Origin of the sequence: Mesorhizobium sp. B2-7-2 (genome assembly GCF_006440775.1) — a bacterium.
Taxonomy (GTDB): Bacteria; Pseudomonadota; Alphaproteobacteria; order Rhizobiales; family Rhizobiaceae; genus Mesorhizobium.
Map to the genome: position 1 here is coordinate 1 of NZ_VFTZ01000030.1, position 26,796 is coordinate 26,796.

Consider the following 26,796-nt stretch of genomic DNA (forward strand, 5'->3'; position numbering starts at 1 on the left):
GCATAGTGACGGTTGGCCGTCTCATACTCGACATGCGCCGTCGAGATCGTGATGCCGCGCGCCTTCTCTTCAGGTGCTGCGTCAATCTGGTCATAGCGCTTGTATTCGCCAAAATACTTCGTGATCGCCGCCGTCAGCGACGTCTTGCCATGATCGACGTGACCGATCGTGCCAATGTTCACATGCGGCTTGGTGCGCTCGAATTTACCTTTTGCCATAGTCTCTTTCCTTGGACGGCCTTGACCTTCAGTTCAGTCGAATGCGGGGCGATTAGCGACAACGGCTGAAAAACACAAGTACCTTGTGGCTGAGCGGATTCTTGCTCGACCCGAACCAATGGTCGATTTCGGTGGGATATGGCGCGGATATAGGGCTGCAGCGTGTAAAATCAAAGGCTCCGGGCTGGCCCATTGCCGCCACGACGCCGCTCTGATCTTGTTCGCCGGATGCAGTTCATTCCATCCAATATCCGCGGCCCGCTGTTCATGATCGTCTCGACCGGGTCCTACCTCGTCAACGACACGATGATGAAGCTCGCCACCGTCGGATTGCCGCCTTACGAAGTTCTCCTGTTGCGGGGTGCTGCCGCCACGCTGTGGGGCGTGCCGCTGCTTCTGATGCTTGGCTACGCTAGGCAGATCCCGCTGCTCTTCGAGCGCAAGGTGCTGCGCCGCAACCTGTTCGAGCTGCTGGCGATCCTGTGTTACGTCGTGGCTTTAGCCAACATGCAGATCGCGGATTCCACCGCGCTCGGGCAAGTCACGCCGCTCATCGTGCTGGTCGGCTCCTCGATGCTGTTCGGCGAAAAGATCGGCGCCACGCGCATGGCGCTGATCGGCCTTGGCTTTGTCGGGGCGCTCATGGTGGCGCAGCCGACCATGCAGGGCATTTCGGTCTATGCGCTGCTGGCGCTCGGCAACGCCGCCTTCGCGGCGGTGCGCGATATAGCTGGCCGTAAGGTAGGCGCTGAGGTGCCGGGCATGATCGTCGCCATCTCCGCGGTCGTGGTGGTGCTGGCCGGCTCAGGCGCGGCGCACCTTGTCTCCGAACAATGGGTAATGCCCGAAGGACATCATCTGCTCCTGATCGCCGGAGCGGGCCTGTTCCTGATTTTCGGCCATTTCTTCATCTTCATGGCATACCGGGTCGGGCCGACAAGCGCGGTCGCGCCCTTCTATTACTGCTTCACCGTCTGGGCGGTGATCTCGGGCCTGCTGGTGTTCGGGCAATTCCCCAACGCGCTCGCGGTCTGCGGCATCCTGCTGGTGATGGCCAGCGGTCTCGCCATCGTCTCGCTCGACGAAAGAAAACGCCGGCTGGCCATGGTCGCCTGACGGCGCGCATCCAGCCTGGGTCGACCCGACCGGGTCGACCTCCAGCAGCCTACTGGGCCGCTCCCTGGCCTTCTACAGCGTGCGCTTGCCGGAAAACTGGTGATAGGCCCAGAGCACGACGACCGAGCCGATGACGGCCACGATCAGGCTCCAGATGTTAAGGCCGGTGACGCCCGACGCGCCGAAGGCGCTGAAGATGACGCCGCCGACAATGGCGCCGACAATGCCGAGCACAATATCCATGATCATGCCCTGACCGGTCTTGTTGACGATCTTGCTGCCGATGAAGCCGGCAACGATGCCCAGAATGATCCAGCTGATAATGCCCATTATTCCCTCCAAATTCCCCTGCCGCGCCATCATGGTCATATGATTGTCAAAAGCTCAAGACAGCTTGAAATTCCGCCCGTTTGCGCCATTCTGGGGCCGGGCGGACTTGGCTGGACAAGGAGATCCACGATGGGCCTTTTCGACAATGCCGTTCCGGGCGGCAATATCACCAAACCCCTGATGATCGCGCTCGGCGCGCTTTTGGTCGGCAAGATGCTGAGCGGCAGAAGCGAAGAGGCGGCCGCGCCGCAAGCGCCAGCGCCGACGCCCGCGGGAACCGACGCGTCCGCCGATGGCGGCCTGCTCGGCGGCCTCGGCGGCCTGCTCGACAGGCTGAAGAATGCAGGCCATGGCAACGTCGCCGACTCCTGGGTCGGCACCGGCCAGAACCAGTCGATCAACGCAAATGATCTCGGCTCGGCGCTCGGCCCGGCGGTGATCCGCGAGATCGCGCAGCGCACCGGCATGAACGAGCAGGAACTGCTGCAGCAGCTCTCCACGGCGCTGCCTGGCATTGTCGACAAGCTGACGCCGAACGGCCAGGTGCCGCAGAACCATCAGGTTGCTTCGGCCTTCAACAGCTAAGTGAAGCGGCCTGCTAGCACGCCGCGTGCCACGGCGCGCGGCGTTTCATTTGAGGTTCCGCGGGAAGAAATCTGGAGCGGGTAGCGGGAATCGAACCCGCATATTCAGCTTGGAAGGCTGCTGCTCTACCACTGAGCTATACCCGCGCCTTGCACTGAGGTACCGGATTCATCCGAAAAGCGCCATGCACTTTCGGTCCGAGACTTTTCGTTTCAGGGCTTCCGGGCCGGCAGTGGTGGAGAGGGTTGGATTCGAACCAACGTAGGCTAAGCCAACGGATTTACAGTCCGTCCCCTTTAACCACTCGGGCACCTCTCCAGTCTGCCGCCGGAGCCATGCAACGAGGCATTTTCGCCGATCCGAAGCCCGAGTAAGATGTTCTCCGAAATCAGCGAAGCGCCTTATGGCGGCAAGGCCGGTGGGTGTCAACCGGCGCGGCCAGGGTTTTTCGAGGATGTTCGGCATTCATTTGTCCAGCCCATATCCTTAGCCGGACGGGACGGCTATAGAGGCCGCCATGAGCGACGATAAAAGCAACAAGTCCGGCACGCGCAAGGACACCCACTACGCCAAGCTGAGGCGCGCGCATCGCGACCAGAAGGCGGGCGGGCCGCCGGCATTCCGGCCGCGCCAGCCGGTGCCGCCGGGCGAGGCTGCCGCAGACGGGCTGGTGCGGCTTTACGGCCTGCATACGGTGCGGGCCGCACTCGACAATCCGCGACGCAAGATCAGGACGATGCTGGTGACGCGCAACGCCGCCGAACGGCTTTCGATCGGCGATCTTGCCGCCCTGCCCTTCAAGGCTGAGCTGGTCGAGCCGAAGGACATCGACAGGATCACCGGATCGGACGCCGTGCATCAGGGCGTGCTGATTGAGGCCGAGCCGCTCAAGCCGAAGCGTCTCGACGCGCTTGGCGACACCAGGCTGGTGCTGGTGCTCGACCAGGTGACGGACCCGCACAATGTCGGCGCGATCCTGCGCTCCGCGGTCGCCTTCGGCGCCGGCGCGCTCATTACCACGGCTCGCCACAGCCCGCAGGAATCCGGCGTGCTGGCCAAATCCGCCTCCGGCGCGCTTGAGCATATCGACCAGATCGAGGTGAAGAACCTCGCCGATGCGCTGGGGCAGCTGCACGAGGCCGGTTTCCAGACCATCGGGCTCGATTCCGAAGGGCCGGCCGAGCTCGAAAAGACCTTCGCCGGCGAGAGGATCGCGCTGGTGCTGGGCGCGGAAGGCAAGGGCCTGCGCCAGAAAACGCGCGAGACGGTGACGACGCTTGCCCGCCTCGACATGCCCGGCGCCATCCACTCGCTCAACGTCTCGAACGCGGCGGCGGTGAGCCTTTATGCGGCGAGGAAATTCATAGCGAAAAGGTGAATGGTGAATAGTCAATGGTGAATGGTCAGGACGCGCCCCCATTCACTATTCACTATTCACTATTCACCCACTTCATGTCCCGCCATCCGCTCCAGCGCCCTGACCAGCGCGGAGTGATCCTCCTTGGCGCCGCCATTGGCGGCGCAGGAATTGAACAATTGCTGCGTGGTCGAGGTGTTGGGCAGCGAGACGCCGAGCTCCTTGGCGCCTTCCAGCGCCAGGTTGAGGTCCTTCTGGTGCAGCTCGATGCGGAAGCCGGGCGCGAAGCTGCGCTTGATCATGCGCTCACCATGCACTTCGAGGATGCGCGAGGCGGCGAGCCCGCCCATCAGCGCCTGCCTGACCTTGGCCGGATCGGCGCCCGCCTTCGAGGCGAAGACCAGCGCTTCGCCGACGGCTTCGATGGTCAGTGCCACGACGATCTGGTTGGCGACCTTGGTGGTCTGGCCGACGCCGTTGGGGCCAACCAGAGTGATGTTCTTGCCCATCTTCTCGAACACTGGCTTGGCGCGCTCGAAGGCCTTTTCCTCGCCGCCGACCATAATAGTGAGCGACGCCGCCTTGGCGCCGACCTCGCCGCCCGACACCGGCGCATCGAGATAGTCGCAGCCAAGTTCGTTGATCTTCTTGGCGAATTCCTTGGTGGCGATCGGCGAGATCGAGCTCATGTCGATGACGAGCTTGCCCTTGGTGAGACCGGAGGCGACGCCGTTCTCGCCGAACAGCACGTCGCCCACCTGGGGCGTGTCCGGAACCATGGTGATGATGATGCCGGCTGCTTTCGCGACGGCATCGTGGCCGGAAACAGTCTTCAAGCCCTTGGCGAGGAGGTCGGCGGGCGGCTTGGAGCGATGGTCGCTGGCGACGATCGTATAGCCGGCATCGAGAAGATGGCCCGCCATCGGCGCGCCCATTATGCCGAGGCCGATGAAGCCGATGGTTTCCATGTTGCTCTCCGTCGTAATTGTCGAGATCGCGTTTCTTCGCGCCCCCCTATGGCCTGCCGGCCATCTCCCCCACGAGGGAGGAGATCAGCAACTTCGCCGCCGTGCTCTTAAGCCGCCGCGCTGCCTTGCCCGGCGAACTCGCGAAACCAGCCGAGCCCGGCTTCTGTCCCTGTCTTCGGCTTGTATTCGGCGCCGATCCAGCCGGAATAGCCGAGGCGGTCGATATGGTCGTAGAGGAAGGGATAGTTGATCTCGCCCGTCCCCGGCTCGTGACGGCCGGGATTGTCCGCAAGCTGGATATGCGCGATGCGGGGGAGGTTCGCCTCGATGGTACGGGCGAGATCCCCCTCCATGATCTGCATGTGATAGATGTCGTACTGCAGGAACAGGTTCTTCGAGCCGATGCGGTCGATCAGCGCCAGCGCCTGGTCTGAGTAATTCAGGAAGAAGCCGGGGATGTCGCGGGTGTTGATCGGCTCGATCAGCAGCCTGATGCCGGCCTGCTCCAGCTTCTCGGCCGCGAAGGCGAGGTTCTCGGCAAAGACGTCTTCCAGCACCGTGCGGTCGGCGCCTTGCGGCGCGATGCCGGCGAGACAGTTGATCTGCTCGCAGCCCAGCGCATGGGCGTAGGTGATCGCCTTGGCGACGCCCTGCCGGAACTCCGGCACCCGGTCGGGCAGCACGGCGATGCCGCGTTCGCCCTTCGCCCAGTCGCCGGCCGGCAGGTTGAACAGAACCTGCGTCAGGCCGTTCTTCTTCAGCCGCGCCGCGACGATATCCGGGGCATGGTCATAGGGGCCGATATATTCCACGCCCTTGAAACCAGCGCGGGCGGCGGCATCGAACCTGTCCAGGAATTCATGCTCGCCGAAGAGCATCGAGAGATTGGCTGAAAAGCGCGGCATTCTTTTTCTCCTTCGTCCGCCTGAACTCAATCCAACATCATGATGGCCGTCGGCGCATCCTCATTACGCTCGGCAAGCTCCTCGAATTCGGTGACCTTGTCGATTTCCGTGCCCATGGAAATGTTGGTGACGCGCTCGAGGATGAATTCCAGCACGACCGGAACCTGGTGCTCTTTCATCAGCCGCTGCGCCTCCTTGAATGCGCCGGCGAATTCCTCGGGCTTCCTCACGCGGACCGCCTTGCAGCCCATCGCCTCAGCGACCGCGACATGATCGACGCCGTAGCCCGCCTCGGGATCGCCGGCACGGTTGACGTTCTCGAAGGCGAGGCTCACTTCATAATCTATCGAGAAGCCGCGCTGCGCCTGACGGATGAGGCCGAGATAGGCGTTGTTCACGACGACGTGGATGTAAGGCAGCTTGTGCTGGGCGCCGACGGCCAGCTCCTCGATCATGAACTGGAAATCATAGTCGCCGGAAAGCGCGACGATGTCGCGATCCGGATCCGCGACGCGCACGCCGAGTGCCGCCGGCAGCGTCCAGCCGAGCGGGCCGGCCTGGCCGCAATTGATCCAGTTGCGCGGCTTGTAGACATGCAGGAATTGCGCGCCGGCGATCTGCGACAGGCCGATCGTGGTGACATAGGTGGTGTCGCGGGCAAACGCCTTGTTCATCTCCTCATAGACGCGTTGCGGTTTCAGCGGCACCTGTTCGAAATGCGTCTTGCGCTTCATGGTCTTCTTGCGCTGCTGGCACTCCTTCGCCCAGCCCGACCAGTCGCGCAGCTTGCCGGAGGTGCGCCATTCGGTGGCGACGTCGAGCAGGATCTTCAGCGCGGCACCCGCATCCGAGACCAATCCTAGATCCGGCGCGAAGACACGGCCGATCTGCGTCGGCTCGATGTCGACATGGATGAATTTTTTCCCCTTGGTGTAGACGTCGACCGAACCGGTATGGCGGTTGGCCCAGCGGTTGCCGATGCCGAAGACGAAATCGGCTTCAAGCATCGTCGCATTGCCATAGCGGTGCGATGTCTGCAGGCCGCACATGCCGGCCATCAGCCGGTGGTCGTCGGGGATCGCGCCCCAGCCCATCAAAGTCGGGATGACCGGCACGCCGGTGACTTCGGCGAATTCGATCAAAAGATCGGAAGCGTCGGCGTTGATGATGCCGCCGCCGGCGACGATCAGCGGCTTTTCAGCCTCGTTGAGCATAGCCAGCGCCTTCTCGGCCTGGGCACGCGTTATCGCCGGCTTGAAGGGAGCGAGCGGCTCATAGGCGTCGATGTCGAATTCGATCTCGGCAAGCTGCACGTCGACCGGCAGGTCGACCAGAACCGGCCCGGGTCGCGAGGAGCGCATCAGATGGAAGGCCTTCTGCAACGTCATCGGCACCAAATAGGGCTCCATGACGGTGACCGCCCATTTGGCGACCGGTGCCGCGATCGAGGCGATGTCGACGGCCTGGAAATCCTCCTTGTTGAGACGCGCGCGCGGCGCCTGCCCGGTGATGCAGAGGATCGGAATAGAATCCGCCGAGGCCGAATAGAGGCCGGTAATCATGTCGGTGCCGGCCGGACCGGAAGTGCCGATGCAGAGCCCGATATTGCCGGCCTTGGCCCGCGTATAACCTTCGGCCATGTGCGAGGCGCCTTCGACATGGCGCGCCAGCACATGGCGGATGGTGCCGCGCGCCTTCAGCGCCGAATAGAGCGGGTTGATCGCCGCGCCCGGAACGCCGAAGGCATTGGTGATGCCTTCCTTTTCAAGAACGAGAACCGCAGCGTCGACAGCGCGCATCCTGGCCATGGCAAGCCTCCATTCCTTGGTTGGCTTGACAATGACAGCCTGCGTTCGATTTTTCAATTTTTTCAGAATATTTTTTCATTCCTAGAAAATCGCCGTTGTCGGCTGATTTCGCTTCACTTTTCCTTTTCCAAAAAATCGCTCATGGCCACCACTGAAAAACTTTTTCATTGCATGCGATGTCAAATCGGCGAGAATGGCCGGTATGGAAACCACGGAAAAACGCCAGCGCGGCCGGCCGCGCGCCTTCAACGGCCCATCCGAAGCGGCCTCGGTGCAGTCGCTCGACCGGGCGCTGCGGATCCTGGCAATCGTCGCCGAGGCCAGCGGCCTGTCGCTGAGTGAAATCGCGGCGCAAAGCGGCATTGCCGCCTCGACCGCCTATCGCATGCTGACGACGCTGGAAAACCACGGCATGGTCGAGTTCGATACGACCGACCAGCTCTGGTCCGTCGGCGTCGAAACCTACCGCATGGGCGCTGCCTTCCTGCGCCGGCGCAAACTGGTCGACCGCGCGCGCATCGTCATGCAGGAATTGATGGAAAAGACCGGCGAGACCGCCAATCTCGGCGTCGCCGAGGACGATTGCGTCGTCTTCGTCAGCCAGGTCGAGACGCACCAGGCGATCCGCGCCTTCTTCCGGCCGGGCACGCGCAGCCCCTTCCATGCTTCCGGCATCGGCAAGGCGGTGCTGGCGCATCTCGAGCCGGAACGGGTCGCCGCCATCCTGCGCAAGGCGGGCCTGCAGCGCTACACCGACAAGACGCTTTCCGACATCTCGGCGCTGGCCCATGATCTGGCCGTTATCAAGCATCGCGGCTGGTCGGTCGACGACGAGGAGCGCCACCCCGGCATGCGCTGCGTGGCCGCCGCCATCTTCAACGAGTTCGGCGAGCCGCTCGGCGGCGTTTCGGTGTCCGGACCGACGGTGCGGGTCACGCCCGAGCGGCTGGCCGAGATCGGTCCGCTGGTGCGCGACGCCGCGGTCGAGGTGACGAAGATGATCGGCGGCGTGAAAGCCTATTAAGACGCGCCTGGCAATGCGGTCTTTGCCGATATGTCGAAGAAATCCAGCAGGATGGCCAGCGCGACGCCACAGGCCGCGAAAATGAGGCCGGCGAGGAATATCCGGCTGGCGCGGTCATGAATGCTTCGCTGCAGGGATTTGACATCGAGCAGAATGGCCAGCGCCCGGATCTGCAGCGCAATGCCGACCAGGATCGGCAGGACGGCAATCAGATGGTAGGTCTGCCACGGGATCGGGTTGGCCGCCCAATGGGTGATGAAGCCTAGCGAGAACGCCAGCAGGATGCCGACGATGGTGATGGTGCCGTTGCGGAAAACCGGTTCGACCCGTTCTTCCTTGGGATCCTGATTGTTCAAGTGACCCTCCCCTCGATGCCGTCAAAGCCAGACTAAACGCTTGCAAAATCGCTGTACATCGTTGGTGCTCGGCAAGACCGACAGACAATAGCCAGTCCGGACGCCGGGCTTGACCGTCTTGCCGCGCCGTCGGAATGCATGCGAAAGGGCGCGGATGCGGAAAACACTTTACCTCCTATCCGCCGCCTCACTTTGTGGATGCGTGGCGGCGGCACCGCCGCCGGTCGAACCGAACGGCAACCCCAGCAGCAGCCCACTGGTCGATCCCGTTCCGATCTCGCTGGCCCTGGAGGAGATCATCACCGCAGGCGTCCGCCAGCATTTGAAGAACCCTATCGCTGCGAAATTCGGGACTATGCTCGCTGGCGAGCGCAGTTTGAACGGCCGCCACGAGATCGTGGCGTGCGGCTATGTGGACGACAAGGGCTCTCCCGGCGGCAACGAGCCTTTCATCGGCAAGATCTATCCCGATGCCGGAAACAGCTTTGAACTCGTTGCGATAAATGACGTTTCAGTCATCGGCGCCTGCAAGGCGGCGGGATTGGCAATGCCGGAGCTGAAGCCCAATTCCTGAATTGCTGGGGGCGGAAACGTCGCCCGCTTCAAATCAAGCCAATCAGGCGGATGCGCAATGCTCAAACGCAAAAAAGGGGCTGCGTAGCCCCTCTCCTGCCGTTGATTTAACCCCTTTAGAGCCTGCAATAGCGCGGGCCGTCGTAGCTCATATAGGTGTCGGTGCGCTCGTCGTAGCTGGCGTAGCGGGCGTAGCAGCGGCGGACGTGGATCGAGTCGTAGCCGTCGTCCTCGACATAGACGGTGCGGGGCTGCTGCTGGGCGAGCAGGCTGCCGAGAACGAAACCGCCGACGCCGGCGGCGATGCCGATGCCGAGCTCGCGGCGGTGATGATGGTCGTGGGCGGCCGAAGGCTGAACAGTGCCGACGAGCGAGCCGGCGGCGACGGTGGTGGCGATGAGGCCGGAAACGATGGTGCGCTTGAACATGACGATCTCCTGTTTCGGTGGAGAGGCGAACCATCCGCCTCTTGATCGTCTGTCGCTGCGGCCCGGAAAAAGGTTCGAAGTATTTTCGCGATTTTTTTCGCCGGGATTGAGCGAATAGGGAGTAGCGAATAGCGAGTAGGGAAAGCGGGGATATGCTGAATGCAAATCCCCTATTCGCTACTCACTATTCGCTACTCGCTCACTTCATCCCATCCCCGTCACGTGCCTCAGCCAGAAAGCCAGCACGATGAAGCCGATGAATGTGGCGACGCCGGTCCAGTCGATGTTGGCCTTCTTCAGATCGCTGACGACCTTCACCAGCAGAAGCCAGGTCACGACAATGAGCGGCAGGATGATGACGAATCTGATCATGCGGCACCCGTTCGATGCGATTGCACCTGAACAGGATGTAGGAAGCGGCGCAGCGTTTTTCAGCATGCCGGCTAAGCCACGGCGTCCCTTGGCAACCCAAAACGGAGTTTTGTCTTTACTGGCGCACCAAATGTGCTACCGGAGCGCCGTGCCCTTGTAGCTCAGCTGGTAGAGCAGCGGTTTTGTAAACCGAAGGTCGCGGGTTCGATCCCTGCCGGGGGCACCAACTCAATCGCCTGATTTCAGCCTGCCATGCTCAACACGCAAGCTGAGGGGTTAGGGTCCGCCCCAAAGTCGTTTGGCGGACAGCACTCCCATACGCACATACTGTGAGTGAGTCGATGGCCGTGCCCCAAGACCGATTGAGCTAATACGAGATATGCGTTTGGTGAGCGGCGTCAACTCAAGCGAATAAAAGCTCTTCCGAAAACTGTGAAGAAAGTGACGACTAATACTCGTCGCCATTGCGCGGCCATCACGAATACCCCTTATTCTCAAATCTGCGGGCCGTTGTTCAAATCGGGTGAGCCAAAGGGGGGCTAAATGACTATCTCACTCAAACAGCTAATCAACGATCTGATACCAAGAAAGACTGTTCTGCTCTTCGGAGCAGGCTCCACAATACCGTCCGGAGCACCGGCCGTTTCGAAGATAATCGGCCACTTTTCATCAACCTTCGGGATTGACTCCGACAAATATACTCTGAGTGAAATATCAAGTTTAGCCGAAAACCGATTTTCGAGGAAAAAGGTGATTGCAGAGCTAAGGAAGCTGTGCTCCAACCTACATCCGCAGGGCGGCCTGAAAAACCTTTCTCTGTATGACTGGAAAAGCATTTACACAACGAATTACGACAATCTAGTAGAACAAACTTATGAGGCACGAGGAAAGTCGTGTCGAGTTTTTTCTTCCAACTTTGACTTTACTATTTCAGACTCAGATTACAATATTGAACTCTTCAAGATTCACGGGACTATCGACAAGGATATAAGTGACGGAAACGTTTCTCGAATTATCTTATCTGAAGCAGACTACGAGCAAACCGATACTTACAGAGAATACATCTATGATCGACTCAAAGGCGATTTGGCAGGTGCGAATCTCATTATTATCGGCCAGTCACTAACCGATCCTGACCTTAAGTCAATAGTCAACCGAGCTGCAGCATTAAACGCCAAGGTACTCAATCCTGCAAAAATCACGCTGCTTCTCTTCCAAAAAGACGAAGATAGAGCGTCGCTGTTTGAGCAAAGAGGTATCACGGTTGCCTTCGGCGGAATCGATGATTTCTTCGCAGAGCTGGCGCGAAGTTCCACTAAAACGAAAACGACCGCTTTCTCATCTGCGGGTTCGGTTGATGAAATATTTGCAATAAACCCGTCGTCTATTGACGTCGCCAGTTCAGCAAATGCGGAACTTTCAGATGTGAGCGCGATGTTCAATGGTTGGCCCGCAAGCTACGCCGACATCGAGGCAGGTCTGACGTTCGGTCGAACGCTAGCCGATGCGATACAGAATTACCTAGACACAGATTCCACTCTGTGCGCCACCGTGCTTGGCGCTGCCGGCGTTGGCAAATCCACCGCAGTGAGGCAGGCAATCCTCCGGATGAGCGAGAGGGGTGATCGCGCCTGGGAGCACCAACCCAACCATCGACTTACCGTTGCAAACTGGCTCAAAGTAGCCGGCTGCCTACGCGAATCAGGAGAGCGGGGCGTGCTGTTCATAGACGATGCACATGTCCATCTTTCGGAGATAAACGACCTGATTGACCGTTTGGCCGTGGATAACAATGCGCATCTAAAGCTAGTTTTTGTTAGCACCCGAAATCAGTGGTCTCCCAGGATAAAGACTCCAAACATATTCAAGTTCGGAAAGGAATTTTCCTTATCCCGTCTATCTCCTGAGGAAATCGAGCGCCTTCTTCAACTAATCGACAAGAACACCACTATTCGATCACTTGTTGAAGAGACCTTCAGCGGCTTCAGCAAGAATGAACGTAGGAGACGCTTGGCGCAAAGATGTGAAGCAGACATGTTCGTTTGCTTCAAAAATATCTTTGCGGTCGAAGCTTTCGACGACATCATATTGCGAGAATTTGCTGAGCTTGGTGAAGTTGACCAGGACGTTTACCGCTATGTAGCTGCGATGGAGAATGCCGGGGTCAGGGTTCATAGGCAGTTCGTAATACGCCTTCTTGGCATCCCGGCTCCGCACATTAGCCAAATTCTGACAAGTTTAAGTGATATTATACACGAGTATGACATTGACGATAGACTAGGGATATACGGCTGGCGCTGTCGTCACGTTGTTATTTCCGAAATAATTACTCGATTCAAATTCAAAGATACAGAAGCAATAGTAGATCTATTTGATAGAGTGATCGACAGCCTTTCGCCGACGTATGATATAGAAATACGAACCATTAGAGAGCTCTGCAATGTCCAAACGGGAATTGCGCGTATCCCTGATAAAAACGTACAGAATCGACTTCTAAGAAAGATAATTTCAAATGCGCCAGGTGAGCGGGTTCCACGCCACCGGCTTATTAGAAACCTCATTGACCAGGGGGCCTTTGAGAAGGCAGAGACGGAGATTCGTTTATTTGGAAAGGATTTCGGTCCAGATGGCCCCGTGCATCGGTATAAGATCCGGCTTATGATCGCTCGCGCAGTCCGAACTCCCGGAATTCTTGAGGAGGACAGAATTGCTATATTGGAACAGGCTAACACACTTGCAGTCTCAGGCGTAGAGCGCTACCCTCATAATAAAAACATTCTTTCAGCTTATGCGGAACTTGGAATTGAATACTATCGGCGAACTGGATCGTATCAGATATATGATGAGGCCATAAACCAGCTAAAGATTGCGGAAGAGCGTTTGGGCGACCCCGAAATTACCGCTATCATTGCGCGATACGAGCGGCGTCTCGCTGGTCAAACCGTCGAACAGGAGGACACCGTCGCAGAGGAATCTTAGGCACTCTCTGTGGAGACTTCGCTTGAGTTCCTGATCGCGGCCACCAAAATTCTGTTCTGCCTTCGTATCGCCGCGCGCAGGTCCGGTATCTTCGCCTCGTCGCGCTTCACGAACTCGATGAACATCATGTTCATGTTGTTGAAGATCAGCTCGCCCACCGCCGGCCCGTCTATGTCCGAGCGCACAAGCCCGATCTCCTGCAGGCGGACTATCAGCGCGCTAATCTGCCTGGTCAGTTCCCGGTCGAGGGCGGTGTAGGCCTGGCCGAAGGGGCTGTCGGGCAGTTGCGTCGAGATCGCCATCGCCTGGCGCCACATCTCTTTGCTCAGATAATTCAGCGAGTGCTCGATATAGATGCCGATCAGCGTGTCCAGCGCGTCGCCGACATTGGCGGGCGGGCTGGCGACCACCCCTCGCCCGGCATTCAGCACCTCATTGACTTCCAACGACACGATAGCGCCGAGGATGTCACCCTTGTTCTGGTAGTAGTTGTAGATGGTGCCGATCGAGACTTCGGCTTGCGCTGCGATCGCCTCGATCTTGGCGCCTTCGTAGCCGGCCTCGCGGAAGAGCTCCGTCGCCGCATCGATAATGCGCCTGTGCCGGTCCGCCTTCTGCCGTTCGCGTAATCCGCTCATATCGGCCTCTCTGCCACAAAATCATAATTGACTCAATTTTAGAATTGGTTCAACTTTTCTTCCAACAAGCCAGCAAGGCAGGGAGAACACTCGATGAACATCACCGCCCGGACTCCGCTTTCCACCCTGAAGTCCCATCTGTCAGCCGCTTGTGCGGCCGCGGCTCTGCTTCTCGCGGCGGGCGGCGCACAGGCCGCCGATCTCAACGCGCTGATCTGGTGCGATCATTCCGATCCGGCGCTGCTGCAGCCCTTCGAGGAGGCCAACAACGTCAAGGTCAACGTCAAGGAGTTCGAAGGCACTGGCGCGGGGCTCGCCATCGTCGACCAGTCGCAGCCCGGCGACTGGGACGTGATGGTGATCGATAGCATCGACGTGCCGCGCGGCGTCGAGAAAGGCCTGTTCGAGCCGCTGCCTGAGGACAAGCTGCCCTTCGCCGACCTTTTCCCCGAAGTGACGATGGACACGTCGACCGTCGTTAACGGCAAGCGCTACGGCATCACCGAAAAGTTCGGCTACAACACGATCGGCTTCAACAAGACCAAGGTCGATCCGGCCGACATGCAGTCGCTGGCCTCGCTCACCAGCGACAAATACAAGGGCAAGGTCGCGATCTACGACTATTACCTGCCGGTGATCGGCATGGCCGCTCTGGCCATCGGCAAGAAGACCGCCGACCTCACCGAGGCCGACCTGCCGGCGCTCAAGGCTGAGCTGCTCAAGATGAAGGCCAATGCGAAGCTGGTCGGCGAGGTCACAGCCAGCCAGACCGCCCTTGCCACCGGCGAAGTCGACATACTGGTCGGCGGCGGCGAATGGGTGACGGCGGGGCTCGCCAAGGAGAATCCGGCGCTCGACTTCTCGATCCCGAAGGAGGGTGCGGTGCTGTGGTCGCAGTCGCTCGCCATGTTCAAGGATTCCAAGAACAAGGACATGGCGCTGAAATTCATCCAATACATCCTGAGCCCCGAGGGTCAGGCCCGGCTTGCCACCTCTTCCTGCTACTGGGGCATGCCTTCGAACAAGAAGGCGGCGCTGAGTGACGAGCAGAAGAAGATCCTGCGCTTCGATGAGCAGCCGGGCTTCCTCGCCCGGGCCCAGGCCTATCCGGCGCCGAACGCCGATCTCGACAAGAAGATGCAGGATATGTGGACCGAGATGCTGCAGGCGCAGTAAACCGGCCGATGACATCAGCGGGAAACAAGTCGCGTGCCCTGCCCTGGGCGCTGGTCACGCCGGCGCTGGCGTGGACGCTTCTGTTCTTCGTGCTGCCCTTCATCGCCATGGGGCTTTCCAGCCTCACGGCGCATGAAGGCGGCGCGTTCACGTTAGCCAACTACAGCCAGTTCTTCACCGACCCGTCCTACTGGCGGGCGATGGTGAACTCGCTGGAGGTGACGGCGATCGTCACCGTGATCTCGATCCTGCTTGCCTATCCCTTTGCCTGGATTCTTGCCGAGATGGTGCCGGAACGTTGGCAACGGCTGGCGCTGATGCTGGCCGTGCTGCCGTTCTGGACCTCCTACGTCGTGCGCTCCTATTCCTGGCTGCTGGTGCTGGCGCAGAACGGCGTCATCAACCGGGCGCTGACCGGCATCGGCCTGATCGGCGAGCCGCTGCAGCTCGCCAACACGCGTTTCGCGACCGTCACCGGCTTCGTGCATTTCTTCGTCATGCTGTTGACGCTGACGATCTTCGCCAATCTGAAACAGCTCAGCCCGAGCTACCGCAAGGCTGCCGCCGATCTCGGCGCCGGGCCGGTGCGCACCTTCCTGCATGTCGTGCTGCCGCTGACCTTGCCCGGCATCATGGTCGGCGCCTTCCTCACCTTCGTGCTTTGCATCGGCGACTACATCACGCCGCAGATCCTCGGCGGCAACAACGAGCTTGTCATGCCGCAGCTCGTCATGATGCAGATAGGCCGCCGCGGCGATTTTCCGCTGGCATCGGCGCTGTCGATCATCCTGATGGCAGTGGTGACCATCGCCTACCTCGCCTGCGCGCGCTGGCTGAAGATCGAGCGGGCCTGATCATGCGCGCCGCCGTTCGCCTCGCCGCCTGGGTCTACGCCATCGCGATATACGGCTTCATCTTCCTGCCGGTGGTCGTGCTGGTGCTGTTCTCGCTGCAGGCGACCTCTTTCCCGATCCCGCCCTTCACCGGCCCGTCGCTGCGCTGGTATCAGGCCGTGCTGTCGGATGCGCGGCTCACCTCGGCGCTGGCCAACTCGCTGCTCGTGGCGGTGCTCTCCTCGCTTGCCTCCGTCACGCTCGGATTCCTCTCCGCCTGGGGGTTCGCGCGCTTCGTGCTGCCGGGTTCGGCCATCCTGCGCGGCCTGATCACACTGCCGCTGACCGTCAGCTATTTGATCATCGGCATGGGCCTGCTGGTGCTGTTCAATTGGGCCGGCGTGCCGAAGTCGCTGCTTGCGGCCGGCATCGGCCATGTCGTGATCAACCTGCCGCTCTGCTTCGCCATCATCTACAGCCAGATGGGCGATCACCAGATCAACATCGAGCGCGCCGCGCGCGACCTCGGCGCAGCCGAATGGAAGGTGCTGCTCATGATCACCGTGCCGGTCATGGCGCCGGCGATCTTTGCCGGTTTCTTCCTGTCGATGACCTTTTCCTGGGACGAGTTCGTCATCTCCTTCCTGCTCACCCGCTTCGAGACGACGCTGCCGGTGGAAATCTGGAACCTGCTGCGTTCCGGCCTCAATCCCAAGACCAATGCCGTCGGCTCGCTGGTCTTTGCCGTCTCCATCTTCATGGTGGTGTTTTTCGAGCTGACGCTGTTGCGGAGAAAGCCGGCATGAGCGCGCCCCTGGTCGATATCCGCAATGTCTCGCATCGCTTCGGCCAGCTATCGGTGCTGAAGAACGTCTCGCTCGCCATCGAGCCCGGCAGCTACACGATCCTGCTCGGACCGTCCGGTTCCGGCAAGACGACCCTGCTTTCGATCCTAGGCGGCTTCGTCACGCCCAGCGAAGGCAAGGTCTTCATTCGCGGCGCGGATTGCACTGCCGTGCCGCCTGCCAAACGCCCGACAACGACGGTGTTCCAGGATTACGCGCTGTTCCCGCATATGAGCGTCGGCGGCAATGTCGGCTTCGGGCTGCGCATGCAGGGCGTCGATGGCGCGGCCCGGGCGGCCAAGGCGCGCGATGCGCTTACCCTCGTCGGGCTGGCAGCCGCCTTCGACAAGAAGCCGCATCAGCTTTCCGGCGGGCAGCGGCAGCGCGTGGCGCTTGCCCGGGCGCTGGTCATCGAGCCGGCGGTGCTGTTGCTCGACGAGCCACTCGGCGCGCTGGATCTCAAGCTGCGCCGGCAGATGCAGGACGAGTTGAAGGCGATCCAGAAGCGCGTCGGCACCGCCTTCATCCACGTCACGCATGACCAGGAGGAAGCGATGGCGCTGGCCGACCTTTGCGTGGTGATGAATGACGGCCGCATCGAGGACGAAGGATCGCCCGAGCGGGTCTATGCGCGGCCGGCGACGCGCTTTTCAGCCACCTTCATGGGCGAGAGCACGATCCTTGCCGGCACCGTGACCGAGGCGAGGAACGGGACCGTCACGGCCATGACGGCGGTCGGGCCGATTTCACTGCCAGGTGCATCGCCTGCCGGCGCCAAGGTGGCGCTCGCCATCCGGCCCGAGCATATTGCTCTCGGCGAAGCGAAAGGCGACATTGCGCTCGGCACGGCCAAGGTCGGCGATGTCGTCTTCCAGGGCAGCTTCAAGCGCGTGCTGGCCACCTCGACGCAGGATACCGCGCTACAATTCATCGCCAAGGCGCCCGCTTCCGCTACCATTCAGGCAGGCGACACGATCTCGGTTTCATGCAACGCTCAAGACATCATCCTGCTGGCGGACTGATCCATGAGCACGCTTCCGGTCATCGAGGCTCCGGACTGGTACGAAACCATCCGCATGGGCGACGACATCACGCTCATCCATGAGCCGTGGATAAAACCGTTCTTCCGCTGCAACATCTGGCATGTTCGCGGGCGCGACCGCGACCTGTTGTTCGACACCGGCCTCGGCCATTTCAGCCTGAAACGCCATGTGCCGCTGGTCAGCGAGCGCAAGCTTACCTGCATCGCCAGCCACACGCATTTCGACCATATCGGCTGCCATCACGAATTCCCGGAGCGCTGCGTGCATTCGGCCGAAGCGGCAATCCTTGCCGATCCACGCAACGAATGGACGGTGGCGGACCGCTATGCCAATGAGGCGATGTTCGACGGCGCGCCGCAAGGCTGGGATACGGCGGGCTACCGCATCCTGCCCGCGCCGGCGGGCCGGCTGCTCGAGCATGGCGATGTCGTCGACCTCGGCGACCGCGCCTTCGAAGTCATCCACACACCTGGACACTCGCCCGGCGGGATCGCGCTTTATGAGAGAAAGACCGGCATCCTGCTGTCCGGCGACATCGTTTATGACGGGCCGCTGATCGACGACGTCTATCACTCCAACATCGATGACTATGTCGCAACGCTGCTTGCCATGCGCGGCCTCGACGTCTCGGTCGTGCATGGCGGCCATTTCCCGAGCTTCGGCAAGGTGCGCTACGGGCAACTCATCGACGAATATGTCGCCGGCAAGCGCAAGGCTGGGTGCCACTTGCAGAGATGAAGAACACCGAGGGCGACGATACGGTCGCGACCGGGAACAAGCATCTTTCGACGCTGCCGTTCACCGTTTTGGATTCGCCCCATCCTTCAGGAGCGTGATCGTATATTTTGGCGGCGTTCCATTGCGGTTCTTCTTCCAGGGCCTCAACCGGTCCTTCAACCGCACCACCGTCTTTTTGTAGACAGGCGCTGGCAGTCCGGCGAGGTCGTAATAATCCTCGAGGATTGTCGTGCCCAAAAGCGCCTTCTCTTGCGGGTAGAAGGAAAAGTGCGCCGCGATCAGATCGCCGAAAACCTTGCCCGGCCGTCCGAGCTTGACGGGAAGGACGGCGGAAAACCACTCTTCTTCATCTCCCAGCGGGTGAAAAAGGTCGCCCAGTTCGACAATCTCCGACCCGAAAAAGCCGATCGCATTGATGGAAAACCGCGACGCCTTGATTTCGCGGTCGGGCACGCGGAAATCGCCGAGCCGGCCGGTGCGCACCGCTTCGATCAGGACCGGATGCATCGCGAGCGGGAACGTTGGATGAGACCATGAGAACGGGCACATCGCCTGGCAGGTCAGCGGCCCTTCGATCTGAACCGCGGAGAGGTATTTGATGAAAGTGTTGCAGATGGCGTTGTTGATGATGAGCGGCGCGTACCAAAGCGCCGAGCCCCGCTCGGTCAGCACCCGTTCCATGTACTTTTCGAAAAAACCGTCCTCGAGAAACACGATGTCATCGTCCAGCCTCAGATAGAAAGCATCCGGATCGTCGCAGAAACGAAAAAAAAGTCCGATGGCGTCGTTTTTTCCATTGGCCCCGGGCAACGTCATGATTTTAATTCGCGAATCGGCGCTCGCCAATTGCCTGAGATAGGCCCGATCCTGCTCGTTGCGGCAGTTGTCCCACAGATGCCATTCGTGCACATGAGAACTCTTCAGGACATAGTGGCTAAGCACGCCAAGATATTTCTCACGTCCGGCCGGAGTAACGACGATCAGCTTCATGGATAGCCATCCTGACACGGGACGTATTGCGCAAATGCCGAACTATCCGTCAGTCGATAACCGGCCGCCGATGTCGCGGCAAGCGTGCCAAGCATTCAAACCTTCTGAAGCGAGCAACTTTGGTGTAAGTGCCGCGAGACAGCAAAGCAGCCCCACCGAAGCATGAACTCCACCAGCAGATCTCCGCAGCCGACCAGCCACCGCAATCTCGTGATCGTCAGAGCCGGCGACCGTTCCCTGCATCGTGGTTGGGGCGCGGACGAACCAGGATGCGACTTCGACCTGATCGTCAGTTACTACGGATCCGATCCATCGGCCTTCGGCCTGCCTTACGAAAGACGAGTGGATCGGAAAGGTGGCAAGTTTGACGGCCTTTTCGCGCTGTTCAGTGAGCAGCCGGACTTGCTCCAGCGCTATCGGTATTTCTGGCTTCCGGACGATGATCTCGAAGCAGATCGAAGAACGATCGAAGCTATGTTCGCGAACATGCTCCGACTCGACCTCGATGTCGGCCAACCCTCTCTGACGCTCGACAGCTATTTTTCGCACCTGCCGTTCATGCGTTGCGACAGCTTCGCGTTCCGCTTCGTGGATAAGGTCGAGATTATGGCTCCCTGCATCAGAGCCGACGTGCTGGTCAAGATGCTGCCGCTCTTCGAACATTCAATGAGCGGCTTCGGCCTTGATTCGATATGGACGCGCCTGGCGCCGGACAACCGTCGCAAGTCCGCCGTGTTCGATGACTTGTCGATTCGTCACACGCGCCCTGTCGGTAGCGCGCTTGCCCAAGCGATGTTGGAAAAAGGCCTCACACCCAAGGCGGAATATGCGCAGTTGAAGGCCCGATTTTTCCTGGATGAATTCTATCCGATCTCCTATGAGGCCGTGGACAGAAAAGGGCGCGTTTGGCGATCGAAGACTGCCATAGGCCTGCGCATGATGCTGCATTACGCCCGACGGCTAAATGCATTCAGACAGGTGTATCGATTGAAGAAAACGCTGTGGCGGCATGTTCGCCGACAGCATTTCAAGGCGGCCGAGCTCTCGGCCATCGCGATCGAGCCGCCTCCGGATCGGACTGCCGAAGGGGCAATGACATGTTGAACGGCGCCGATCTTCTTGTCGTAGGGGCCGGATTCTACGGCGCAACGCTGGCCGAGCGTGTTGCAAGCAGGCTGGGCCGCCGTGTGCTGGTGATCGATCGACGCGCGCACATAGGCGGCAACGCCTACACCGAGCCCGACGCTGCCACCGGCGTCGAGATCCATCGCTATGGGCCTCACCTCTTCCATACATCCAATAAAGAGGTCTGGGACTATCTGCGCACCTTCACGCAATTCAACTCCTATCGGCACCGTGCGTTTTCTTCATATCGCGATCAGATCTATTCCTTGCCGATCAACCTGGCGACGATCTGCCAGTTCTTCGGCAAACGGCTCAGCCCGGATCAAGCGCGAGCGCTGATTGCCGAGCAATCGTCCGAACTCGGCGACCGGCAGCCGGCCAATCTCGAGGAGAAAGCTATCTCGCTTATCGGGCGCCCGCTCTACGAGGCGCTCATCAGAGGCTACACTGCCAAGCAGTGGCAGACCGATCCGCGCGAGCTTCCGCCGCAGATCATCTCGCGTTTGCCGGTGCGCTATACATTCGAGGACGGCTATTTCAACGATCGATACCAGGGACAGCCGCTCGAAGGATATACGGCAATCTTCCAGAAGATGCTTGCGCACCCGCTCATCGAGACCAGGCTCGGCATCGATTTCTTCCAGATCAAAGGATCGCTACCCAAGAATATTCCGATCGCCTACACGGGCGCCATCGACCGATATTTCGACTACGCCGAAGGAGACCTCGGATGGCGGACAATCGACATCGAGTTCGAACATATGGACACGCCGGACTATCAAGGCACAGGGATCATGCATTACGCCGACGAAGCGGTGCCCTACACGCGCATCGTCGAGTTCAGGCATTTCAACCCGGAGCGTGAATTTGACGGCGACAGGACGCTGATCGGTCGCGAATTCTCGCGTTTTGCTCGTCGCAGCGACGAACCTTACTATCCTATCGACACCCGAGCCGACCAACGTATCTACGAGCGCTACCAGGCGCGCGCTCGTAGCGAACAAAACACTCATTTCGGCGGCCGGCTCGGAACATACCGCTATCTCGACATGCACCAGGCAATCGGCGCGGCGCTCAAGGCGTTCGAGACCGTTTTCGTGCCGTATCTCGAAGGTCGATCGGAGACGGTGTCGATGAGAGGCCGGCCTTCCTGAGCGAAGTCGGCCAAACTCTTAAGAACTAGAGCATGATCCCGAAAGTGGGAACCGGTCTTCGGAAAAGATCATGCTCCAACAAAGAGTTGGATCGGGATGGCGATTCAGCGAAACGTCATCGTGATCTAGGCTGGGACCGCGGCAGGGGCGGCAATCTGGCTCCGGAACCACTCAAGGGTCCGTCGAATACCTTCCTGATAGCCTGTAACGGCTTCCCACCCAGGAAGAATACGCTTGGCCAATCTCAAGTCAGGGCAACGATTTGTCGGATCTTGAGGAACCGGTTCATGATGGACGATCGAGCTGCCGGGAACCAGGGAGCAGACGAATTTCGCGATATCCAGGACCGGAACCTCGCAATTGTTGCCGATATTGAGCGGGCCACGATGTGAAATGTTGTCGCGCCAGAAGAAACGCTCCAATCCGTCGACGATGTCATCGACATAACCCCAGCTGCGCGATTGCAGGCCATCACCATAGACGGTCAGCACTCCAGTCGTCAGCGCCTGGCTTATGAAGTTCGAAATCGCACGCCCGTCATCTATACGTGTGCGAGGTCCGTATACATTGAATAGTCGCACCACTCTCACGTCGAGGCCCTGCGTGCGTTGGGTCTCGAACAATAGCGCTTCCGTGCAACGCTTGCTTTCGTCATAGGAAGACCTGGGGCCCGTACAGTCCACTGAACCTCGGTAACTCTCCGGCTGTGGGGAGACCTGCGGATCCCCATACACCTCCGAGGTGGATGAAAAGCAGAAGCGGCCGCCGGGCTTGAGCAAACCGAGAAGGTTGAAAGCCCCGCCGACATTGGCACGAATGGTGCGTGCCGGATCGCTCATGTACCAGCACGGCGAAGCGGGCGATGCGAGGTGAATGATCTCATCGAACCGTTGCGAGGTGGTGAAGGCCTCCGCATCCTCGATCTCAAGGCTCAATCGCGGATCGTTAAGGTGCGCAAGGTTCTGGCGCGAGCCGGTCCATAAGTTGTCAACTACAACAAGGCAGTCGATATCCGTGCGCTGCAGGAGACGATCGGCTAGATGCGAGCCTATGAAACCACTGCCTCCCGCGACCAACACCGAGCGGCGATCCTTACGACTTATTGCATGCATCATCACGCCGACTTTGTTTTCGGAGCGCGCTCGCCCCAAGGTTGAATCGAAAAGACCCATAGAGCCTGGCGAATTGCTAGGCAATCCAGCGAGCGCGTTTTCACCACCCCGCAGATCTGGCAAATACGTGCGGAACCAAGCCAGATGGAACTTCCCACGCGATTTCACGAAAGAGGGAGTTAGCCGCAGTCATCGCGACCGCGCGCCGTTGATGCCGCGTATCTGGTGAATGTCATCCCGCACGGCGTTTCATGGGAACGGCAAACCGCTCATCGCTCGGCGCTGATGCAATTGCGGACGGAAACCCGCTTCGCGCGTTTCCCGGAATTGCCTTAAAGCGCCCTTTGCGGGCAAAGTGTTCCCGTGGCGTCGCCGCAGCGGGAAGCTGTCGGCTGCGGCCGCTGGCTCATCTCTTCGGAATGACGCACCAGCTCGGCGAACATCAGCGCGAAACTTCCCATCATCAGGAAGACTATGATCAGACGCGTTACCGGCAATAGACAGGTCTCTCGACTGGCCAGCCCCCGCCAACCCATCCACTGTCGGCTAACATGATCGATCCGGCTTTACGAGTGTTTAAGCTTCGCCTTAACCATAGCAGCCATCACATTCATGTCGCGGTTGTCACGAAGCGCGATTGTCGGGTGTGACCGCCAGCTGGCGCTGCGCCCTTCACAGATGTGGGCGGCGCATGCTACGCCGTCGCCGGCGCGGCCCCGCAGACGGTCGCCCTCCGGGAGCCATGAGCAAAGCCGACAGCCGTTTCGCCTTCGTTTCTTCCGACACCGACGACGCCCGCGCGGCGCTGGAAAGCCTGTCCGCGCGCTATGGGCAGGTGCCTGTCGCGGATGCCGAGATCATCATCGCGCTCGGCGGCGACGGCTTTCTTCTGCAGACGCTGCGCGAGACGATGAGCACGGGCAAGAAGGTCTACGGAATGAACCGTGGCACCATCGGCTTCCTGATGAACGAATATCGCGCCGGCGGCCTAGAGGAACGCATCGCCAACGCGGTCTCCGAGACGATCCGGCCGCTGGAAATGGTCGCCGTGACGCATGACGGCGAAACAATTTCAGCGCCGGCCATCAATGAGGTGGCGCTGTGGCGCCAGTCCTATCAGACGGCGAAGATCCGCATCACCGTCGACGGCCAGGTGCGGCTGGAGGAGCTGAACTGCGACGGCGTGATGATCGCGACGCCCGCCGGCTCCACCGCCTACAATCTGTCCGCGCATGGGCCGATCCTGCCGCTCGATGCGCCGCTTTTGGCGCTGACGCCGGTCAGTCCTTTCCGGCCGCGTCGCTGGCGCGGGGCGCTGCTGTCCAACAAGGCGACCGTGCGCTTCGACATCCTGGAAGCCGAAAAGCGCCCGGTGAATGCCGCGGCCGATCATACCGAGGTCAAGGCGGTGGCCTCCGTCACCGTGCGGGAATCGCCGACGGCGACGGCAACTTTGCTGTTCGATCCGAACCATTCCTGGAACGAGCGTATCCTTGCCGAGCAGTTCCGCTACTGAGCCGGCGCAAGGATATTGTTTCGATCAATGCATGTCGCCCAAAAGCGCGCAGCGGTTTTGGGCATACGGCGTGATCAAGCAAAGATATAAAGCGCAGAGCCTCAAACCGTTTCAGCGCGACGCGCTTTAAGCATCGCGATTAAGGTTACGTCTTCACAATCGCTGTATTTCGGTCCGTTTCTGTTGACAAATCGAGGGCTTGCGCCTAACTGCAACACCGATCTTGCAGGCGCGCGGCGCCTGCCGCGGCTACTGTGTCGCGATTTCCCCAACCAACAAAGACAACAAACACTTGTCCTCAGACACCACGATCGCTCAAGAAGCGTTGACATTCTCAGACCTCGGCTTGTCGCCGAAGGTTCTCTCCGCGGTCACCGATGCCGGCTACACCAAGCCGACGCCGATCCAGGCCGGCGCCATCCCGCATGCGCTGCTCGGCAAGGACGTGCTGGGTATCGCCCAGACCGGCACCGGCAAGACTGCTTCCTTCGTGCTGCCGATGCTGACGCGCCTGGAAAAGGGCCGGGCGCGAGCCCGCATGCCGCGCACGCTGATCCTCGAACCGACCCGTGAGCTCGCCGCGCAGGTCGAAGAAAACTTCATCAAATACGGCAAGAACCACAAGCTCAATATCGCGCTGTTGATCGGAGGCGTCTCCTTCGACGAACAGGACAAGAAGCTCGAGCGCGGCGCCGACGTGCTGATCGCGACGCCCGGCCGCCTGCTCGACCACCGCGAGCGCGGCAAGCTTCTGCTCAACGGCGTCGAGATCCTCGTCATCGACGAGGCCGACCGCATGCTCGACATGGGCTTCATTCCCGATATCGAGCGCATCTGCGAGATGATCCCGTTCACGCGCCAGACGCTGTTCTTCTCGGCGACGATGCCGCCGGAGATCACCAAGCTCACCGAGAAGTTCCTGCACGCGCCGGTGCGCGTCGAGGTTTCGAAGGCCGCCTCCACGGCGACCAGCATCACGCAGCGGCTGGTCAAGTCCGGCACAAAACCCTGGGAAAAGCGCGAGACGCTGCGCAACCTGATCAAGGCCGAAGACGCCGATCTGAAGAACGCCATCATCTTCTGCAACCGCAAGGTCGAGGTGTCGGAGCTGTTCCGCTCGCTGTTGAAGCATGATTTCGATGCCGGCGCGCTGCATGGCGACATGGATCAGCGCGCCCGCATGCAGATGCTCGCCAATTTCCGCGACGGCAAGCTGCGCTACCTCGTTGCCTCGGACGTCGCCGCGCGCGGTCTCGACATTCCCGATGTCAGCCATGTCTTCAATTATGATGTGCCCATCCACGCCGAGGATTACGTCCACCGCATCGGCCGCACCGGCCGCGCCGGACGCGCCGGCAAGTCCTTCACCATCGCCACCCGCTCCGACACCAAATATGTCGACGCCATCGAGAGGCTGATCGGCACCAAGATCGAGTGGCATGACGGCGACCTGTCGACGGTGACCGAGAGCGAGGGCGAGGAGCAGCCGCGCCGCGGCCGCGGCGCCCCGCGTCGCGCCGGCCGCAAGGACGAGGACCGCAAGGAGCGGGGCGAGCGCAAGAAGGACCGTCACCCGAAGCGCGACGAGACGCCCGATGCCGCGCGTGAAGAACAGCCTGTCGCCGAAGTGGCCGACATCGCCGAACGCCGCGCCCGCAAGGATGCGATCCGTTCCGAGAACGAGCGCAAGGGCCCTGGCAACCGTCACGAGCAGCGCGGCGACGCCCGTCCGCAGCGCGACCGCCCCGGCCGCCATCGTCAGGAAGAAGACGACGCAACCGTCGGCTTCGGCGACGACGTGCCGGCCTTCATGCGGATCGTCGCAAAGGTCTGAATTCGATACCGGCATAGCCTGAATTGAAAACGGCCCCACACGGGGCCGTTTCGTTTTTGGCTTCGCCTGAAGCAATTCAGCCAAAGGCGATGCCTACATCGGACCCGGCATCATCTTGGTCGGCTTCTCGAGCATCGGGAACTCGGCCCTGCTGCATTTCACGTTCGGGTTCGTTGGACTGAACATGCCGTTCGGATTGTCCTTGAACAGCCATGCATGCAGGTCGTAGTGGACGAACTCCCTCGGAATGAGCGGATAGTGGCCTTCCATCGGCCCCATGAATTTCTGCCCGAACAGCGTCGGCACCTCCTTGGTGTCCGGCGTCAGCGGCACCAGCCATTCCACCCCGACCAGCTTCAGGCCTTTCTTGGTCGGCTCGTAGATCAGGACGTTGGGCTTCATCGGGTCGAGCGGCTTGCCGACGCTCGGGACGTTGACGAAATGGATGCCCATCGCGCCCTTCTGATAGTACATGGCGCCGTCTATCTTCTCGCCGCCATAGTGGATGCAGCCGACGGTCGACAAATAGAGGTCGCGAACAGCGGCGGTGTAATCTTCATACTTGGCCAGCGATTTCTTCAAGGCCTCGATGTCGGCCTTGTTGGCGTCCTCGGCCCGGGCCGAAGCGAGCCCGAACGATGTACCGATAAGACATGCGAAAGCAAGGACGCCGCAGCGCCCCAAGCGAGCTGTTCTTTTCATGCATTCCTCCCAGATTCTCTTGATCTGGCCGTGCAAGACCGGGGCGGTAGATGTTGATTGCGCGGCCTGTT

27 protein-coding genes and 3 tRNA genes are annotated in these 26,796 nt (G+C 60.3%); 16 read left to right on the top strand and 14 right to left on the bottom strand.

Features of this window, described 5'->3' with window-relative positions; translation table 11 throughout:
- The coding region (locus FJ425_RS27725) for a GTP-binding protein (RefSeq protein WP_246678039.1) at positions 1 to 218 on the bottom strand (218 nt) is incomplete at its 3' end.
- A gap of 228 nt (positions 219 to 446) precedes the next feature.
- Between FJ425_RS27725 and FJ425_RS27730 the strand changes: the two genes are divergently transcribed.
- A complete protein-coding gene (locus FJ425_RS27730; protein ID WP_140727404.1) occupies positions 447 to 1,334 on the top strand; it encodes a DMT family transporter in 888 nt (295 codons plus the stop codon).
- 72 nt (positions 1,335 to 1,406) lie between these two features.
- Here the strand turns inward: FJ425_RS27730 and FJ425_RS27735 are convergent, their stop codons facing one another.
- Complete coding sequence (locus FJ425_RS27735; protein ID WP_140636804.1) at positions 1,407 to 1,664, bottom strand: GlsB/YeaQ/YmgE family stress response membrane protein; 258 nt, start codon at positions 1,662 to 1,664, stop codon at positions 1,407 to 1,409.
- A 129-nt stretch (positions 1,665 to 1,793) separates the two neighbouring features.
- Here FJ425_RS27735 and FJ425_RS27740 point away from each other — a divergent pair, with 129 nt between their 5' ends.
- Positions 1,794 to 2,249: a YidB family protein gene (locus FJ425_RS27740; protein WP_140727406.1), complete on the top strand. Its 456-nt coding sequence runs from the start codon at positions 1,794 to 1,796 to the stop codon at positions 2,247 to 2,249.
- Positions 2,250 to 2,321: 72 nt separating this feature from the next.
- On the opposite strand, the gene FJ425_RS27745 is transcribed toward FJ425_RS27740, so the two are convergent.
- Together FJ425_RS27745 and FJ425_RS27750 are read right to left on the bottom strand one after the other, a co-directional pair.
- Positions 2,322 to 2,395: transfer RNA gene (locus FJ425_RS27745), tRNA-Gly, on the bottom strand.
- A gap of 87 nt (positions 2,396 to 2,482) precedes the next feature.
- Positions 2,483 to 2,567, bottom strand: a tRNA-Tyr gene (locus FJ425_RS27750).
- A 199-nt stretch (positions 2,568 to 2,766) separates the two neighbouring features.
- Between FJ425_RS27750 and FJ425_RS27755 the strand changes: the two genes are divergently transcribed.
- The gene (locus tag FJ425_RS27755; protein WP_140727408.1) at positions 2,767 to 3,627 is read left to right on the top strand and encodes an RNA methyltransferase; all 861 of its coding nucleotides are present in this window, start codon (positions 2,767 to 2,769) and stop codon (positions 3,625 to 3,627) included.
- Between the two features lie 59 nt (positions 3,628 to 3,686).
- Here FJ425_RS27755 and FJ425_RS27760 read toward each other — a convergent pair whose 3' ends face one another.
- The 3 genes from FJ425_RS27760 to gcl form a co-directional block, all read right to left on the bottom strand.
- On the bottom strand, positions 3,687 to 4,574 hold the full coding sequence (locus tag FJ425_RS27760; protein ID WP_140727409.1) for a 2-hydroxy-3-oxopropionate reductase: 888 nt from the start codon (positions 4,572 to 4,574) through the stop codon (positions 3,687 to 3,689).
- 107 nt (positions 4,575 to 4,681) lie between these two features.
- On the bottom strand, positions 4,682 to 5,479 hold the full coding sequence (gene hyi, locus FJ425_RS27765; RefSeq protein ID WP_140727411.1) for a hydroxypyruvate isomerase: 798 nt from the start codon (positions 5,477 to 5,479) through the stop codon (positions 4,682 to 4,684).
- Between the two features lie 26 nt (positions 5,480 to 5,505).
- Positions 5,506 to 7,287, bottom strand: coding sequence for a glyoxylate carboligase (gene gcl, locus FJ425_RS27770; RefSeq protein ID WP_140727413.1), 1,782 nt, complete (start codon positions 7,285 to 7,287; stop codon positions 5,506 to 5,508).
- A 202-nt stretch (positions 7,288 to 7,489) separates the two neighbouring features.
- On the opposite strand from gcl, the gene bhcR reads away from it, so the two are divergent.
- Positions 7,490 to 8,311: an HTH-type transcriptional regulator BhcR gene (bhcR, locus tag FJ425_RS27775; RefSeq protein WP_140698754.1), complete on the top strand. Its 822-nt coding sequence runs from the start codon at positions 7,490 to 7,492 to the stop codon at positions 8,309 to 8,311.
- Here the strand turns inward: bhcR and FJ425_RS27780 are convergent.
- Positions 8,308 to 8,667, bottom strand: a complete 360-nt coding sequence (locus tag FJ425_RS27780; protein ID WP_140727415.1) for a hypothetical protein — start codon at positions 8,665 to 8,667, stop codon at positions 8,308 to 8,310. The two genes, bhcR and FJ425_RS27780, sit on opposite strands and share 4 nt — an antisense overlap.
- Positions 8,668 to 8,821: 154 nt before the next feature.
- Here FJ425_RS27780 and FJ425_RS27785 point away from each other — a divergent pair, with 154 nt between their 5' ends.
- Complete coding sequence (locus FJ425_RS27785; protein ID WP_140727417.1) at positions 8,822 to 9,241, top strand: hypothetical protein; 420 nt, start codon at positions 8,822 to 8,824, stop codon at positions 9,239 to 9,241.
- A 115-nt stretch (positions 9,242 to 9,356) separates the two neighbouring features.
- Here FJ425_RS27785 and FJ425_RS27790 read toward each other — a convergent pair whose 3' ends face one another.
- Positions 9,357 to 9,668 carry a BA14K family protein gene (locus tag FJ425_RS27790; RefSeq protein WP_140546392.1) on the bottom strand — a complete coding sequence of 104 codons (312 nt, stop codon included), beginning with the start codon at positions 9,666 to 9,668 and terminating at the stop codon, positions 9,357 to 9,359.
- 204 nt (positions 9,669 to 9,872) lie between these two features.
- On the bottom strand, positions 9,873 to 10,040 hold the full coding sequence (locus tag FJ425_RS27795) for a hypothetical protein (protein ID WP_112130001.1): 168 nt from the start codon (positions 10,038 to 10,040) through the stop codon (positions 9,873 to 9,875).
- Between the two features lie 150 nt (positions 10,041 to 10,190).
- On the opposite strand from FJ425_RS27795, the gene FJ425_RS27800 reads away from it, so the two are divergent.
- Together FJ425_RS27800 and FJ425_RS27805 are read left to right on the top strand one after the other, a co-directional pair.
- Positions 10,191 to 10,266: transfer RNA gene (locus tag FJ425_RS27800), tRNA-Thr, on the top strand.
- Between the two features lie 317 nt (positions 10,267 to 10,583).
- Positions 10,584 to 13,019, top strand: coding sequence for an SIR2 family protein (locus FJ425_RS27805; protein ID WP_140727419.1), 2,436 nt, complete (start codon positions 10,584 to 10,586; stop codon positions 13,017 to 13,019).
- Here FJ425_RS27805 and FJ425_RS27810 read toward each other — a convergent pair.
- Complete coding sequence (locus tag FJ425_RS27810) at positions 13,016 to 13,657, bottom strand: TetR/AcrR family transcriptional regulator (RefSeq protein WP_140727421.1); 642 nt, start codon at positions 13,655 to 13,657, stop codon at positions 13,016 to 13,018. The genes FJ425_RS27805 and FJ425_RS27810 overlap by 4 nt on opposite strands.
- A gap of 93 nt (positions 13,658 to 13,750) precedes the next feature.
- Here FJ425_RS27810 and FJ425_RS27815 point away from each other — a divergent pair, with 93 nt between their 5' ends.
- The 5 genes from FJ425_RS27815 to FJ425_RS27835 are packed head-to-tail and all read left to right on the top strand — an operon-like array spanning position 13,751 to position 18,292.
- The gene (locus FJ425_RS27815) at positions 13,751 to 14,833 is read left to right on the top strand and encodes a spermidine/putrescine ABC transporter substrate-binding protein (protein ID WP_140727423.1); all 1,083 of its coding nucleotides are present in this window, start codon (positions 13,751 to 13,753) and stop codon (positions 14,831 to 14,833) included.
- Positions 14,834 to 14,841: 8 nt separating this feature from the next.
- Positions 14,842 to 15,687, top strand: a complete 846-nt coding sequence (locus FJ425_RS27820) for an ABC transporter permease (protein WP_140727425.1) — start codon at positions 14,842 to 14,844, stop codon at positions 15,685 to 15,687.
- A 2-nt stretch (positions 15,688 to 15,689) separates the two neighbouring features.
- Positions 15,690 to 16,472, top strand: coding sequence for an ABC transporter permease (locus FJ425_RS27825; protein ID WP_140727427.1), 783 nt, complete (start codon positions 15,690 to 15,692; stop codon positions 16,470 to 16,472).
- On the top strand, positions 16,469 to 17,533 hold the full coding sequence (locus tag FJ425_RS27830) for an ABC transporter ATP-binding protein (protein WP_140727428.1): 1,065 nt from the start codon (positions 16,469 to 16,471) through the stop codon (positions 17,531 to 17,533). The genes FJ425_RS27825 and FJ425_RS27830 overlap by 4 nt, the downstream gene beginning before the upstream one ends.
- Positions 17,534 to 17,536: 3 nt before the next feature.
- Entirely contained in the window at positions 17,537 to 18,292 is a 756-nt protein-coding gene (locus FJ425_RS27835) for an MBL fold metallo-hydrolase (RefSeq protein WP_140636775.1), read from the top strand.
- Positions 18,293 to 18,352: 60 nt separating this feature from the next.
- Here FJ425_RS27835 and FJ425_RS27840 read toward each other — a convergent pair whose 3' ends face one another.
- On the bottom strand, positions 18,353 to 19,282 hold the full coding sequence (locus tag FJ425_RS27840; RefSeq protein ID WP_140546430.1) for a hypothetical protein: 930 nt from the start codon (positions 19,280 to 19,282) through the stop codon (positions 18,353 to 18,355).
- A gap of 162 nt (positions 19,283 to 19,444) precedes the next feature.
- On the opposite strand from FJ425_RS27840, the gene FJ425_RS27845 reads away from it, so the two are divergent.
- On the top strand, positions 19,445 to 20,386 hold the full coding sequence (locus FJ425_RS27845; RefSeq protein ID WP_140727430.1) for a hypothetical protein: 942 nt from the start codon (positions 19,445 to 19,447) through the stop codon (positions 20,384 to 20,386).
- Positions 20,380 to 21,561 carry a UDP-galactopyranose mutase gene (gene glf, locus FJ425_RS27850; RefSeq protein WP_140727459.1) on the top strand — a complete coding sequence of 394 codons (1,182 nt, stop codon included), beginning with the start codon at positions 20,380 to 20,382 and terminating at the stop codon, positions 21,559 to 21,561. The genes FJ425_RS27845 and glf overlap by 7 nt, the downstream gene beginning before the upstream one ends.
- A 125-nt stretch (positions 21,562 to 21,686) precedes the next feature.
- Here glf and FJ425_RS27855 read toward each other — a convergent pair whose 3' ends face one another.
- On the bottom strand, positions 21,687 to 22,673 hold the full coding sequence (locus tag FJ425_RS27855; RefSeq protein ID WP_140636811.1) for an NAD-dependent epimerase/dehydratase family protein: 987 nt from the start codon (positions 22,671 to 22,673) through the stop codon (positions 21,687 to 21,689).
- 742 nt (positions 22,674 to 23,415) lie between these two features.
- Here FJ425_RS27855 and FJ425_RS27865 point away from each other — a divergent pair.
- Positions 23,416 to 24,189 carry an NAD kinase gene (locus FJ425_RS27865; RefSeq protein ID WP_140546433.1) on the top strand — a complete coding sequence of 258 codons (774 nt, stop codon included), beginning with the start codon at positions 23,416 to 23,418 and terminating at the stop codon, positions 24,187 to 24,189.
- Between the two features lie 292 nt (positions 24,190 to 24,481).
- Entirely contained in the window at positions 24,482 to 26,023 is a 1,542-nt protein-coding gene (locus FJ425_RS27870; RefSeq protein WP_181176080.1) for a DEAD/DEAH box helicase, read from the top strand.
- Between the two features lie 93 nt (positions 26,024 to 26,116).
- Here FJ425_RS27870 and FJ425_RS27875 read toward each other — a convergent pair whose 3' ends face one another.
- Positions 26,117 to 26,725, bottom strand: coding sequence for a hypothetical protein (locus FJ425_RS27875; RefSeq protein WP_140727432.1), 609 nt, complete (start codon positions 26,723 to 26,725; stop codon positions 26,117 to 26,119).
- Between the last annotated feature and the right edge of the window lie 71 nt (positions 26,726 to 26,796).

Coding starts and splice junctions, on each gene's coding strand:
- FJ425_RS27730 (WP_140727404.1), top strand. CDS start 447: ATGCAGTTCATTCCATCCAATATCCGCGGCCCGCTGTTCATGATCGTC.
- FJ425_RS27735 (WP_140636804.1), bottom strand. CDS start 1,664: ATGGGCATTATCAGCTGGATCATTCTGGGCATCGTTGCCGGCTTCATC.
- FJ425_RS27740 (WP_140727406.1), top strand. CDS start 1,794: ATGGGCCTTTTCGACAATGCCGTTCCGGGCGGCAATATCACCAAACCC.
- FJ425_RS27755 (WP_140727408.1), top strand. CDS start 2,767: ATGAGCGACGATAAAAGCAACAAGTCCGGCACGCGCAAGGACACCCAC.
- FJ425_RS27760 (WP_140727409.1), bottom strand. CDS start 4,574: ATGGAAACCATCGGCTTCATCGGCCTCGGCATAATGGGCGCGCCGATG.
- hyi (WP_140727411.1), bottom strand. CDS start 5,479: ATGCCGCGCTTTTCAGCCAATCTCTCGATGCTCTTCGGCGAGCATGAA.
- gcl (WP_140727413.1), bottom strand. CDS start 7,287: ATGGCCAGGATGCGCGCTGTCGACGCTGCGGTTCTCGTTCTTGAAAAG.
- bhcR (WP_140698754.1), top strand. CDS start 7,490: ATGGAAACCACGGAAAAACGCCAGCGCGGCCGGCCGCGCGCCTTCAAC.
- FJ425_RS27785 (WP_140727417.1), top strand. CDS start 8,822: ATGCGGAAAACACTTTACCTCCTATCCGCCGCCTCACTTTGTGGATGC.
- FJ425_RS27790 (WP_140546392.1), bottom strand. CDS start 9,668: ATGTTCAAGCGCACCATCGTTTCCGGCCTCATCGCCACCACCGTCGCC.
- FJ425_RS27795 (WP_112130001.1), bottom strand. CDS start 10,040: ATGATCAGATTCGTCATCATCCTGCCGCTCATTGTCGTGACCTGGCTT.
- FJ425_RS27805 (WP_140727419.1), top strand. CDS start 10,584: ATGACTATCTCACTCAAACAGCTAATCAACGATCTGATACCAAGAAAG.
- FJ425_RS27810 (WP_140727421.1), bottom strand. CDS start 13,657: ATGAGCGGATTACGCGAACGGCAGAAGGCGGACCGGCACAGGCGCATT.
- FJ425_RS27815 (WP_140727423.1), top strand. CDS start 13,751: ATGAACATCACCGCCCGGACTCCGCTTTCCACCCTGAAGTCCCATCTG.
- FJ425_RS27820 (WP_140727425.1), top strand. CDS start 14,842: ATGACATCAGCGGGAAACAAGTCGCGTGCCCTGCCCTGGGCGCTGGTC.
- FJ425_RS27825 (WP_140727427.1), top strand. CDS start 15,690: ATGCGCGCCGCCGTTCGCCTCGCCGCCTGGGTCTACGCCATCGCGATA.
- FJ425_RS27830 (WP_140727428.1), top strand. CDS start 16,469: ATGAGCGCGCCCCTGGTCGATATCCGCAATGTCTCGCATCGCTTCGGC.
- FJ425_RS27835 (WP_140636775.1), top strand. CDS start 17,537: ATGAGCACGCTTCCGGTCATCGAGGCTCCGGACTGGTACGAAACCATC.
- FJ425_RS27840 (WP_140546430.1), bottom strand. CDS start 19,282: ATGAAGCTGATCGTCGTTACTCCGGCCGGACGTGAGAAATATCTTGGC.
- FJ425_RS27845 (WP_140727430.1), top strand. CDS start 19,445: ATGAACTCCACCAGCAGATCTCCGCAGCCGACCAGCCACCGCAATCTC.
- glf (WP_140727459.1), top strand. CDS start 20,380: ATGTTGAACGGCGCCGATCTTCTTGTCGTAGGGGCCGGATTCTACGGC.
- FJ425_RS27855 (WP_140636811.1), bottom strand. CDS start 22,673: ATGCATGCAATAAGTCGTAAGGATCGCCGCTCGGTGTTGGTCGCGGGA.
- FJ425_RS27865 (WP_140546433.1), top strand. CDS start 23,416: ATGAGCAAAGCCGACAGCCGTTTCGCCTTCGTTTCTTCCGACACCGAC.
- FJ425_RS27875 (WP_140727432.1), bottom strand. CDS start 26,725: ATGAAAAGAACAGCTCGCTTGGGGCGCTGCGGCGTCCTTGCTTTCGCA.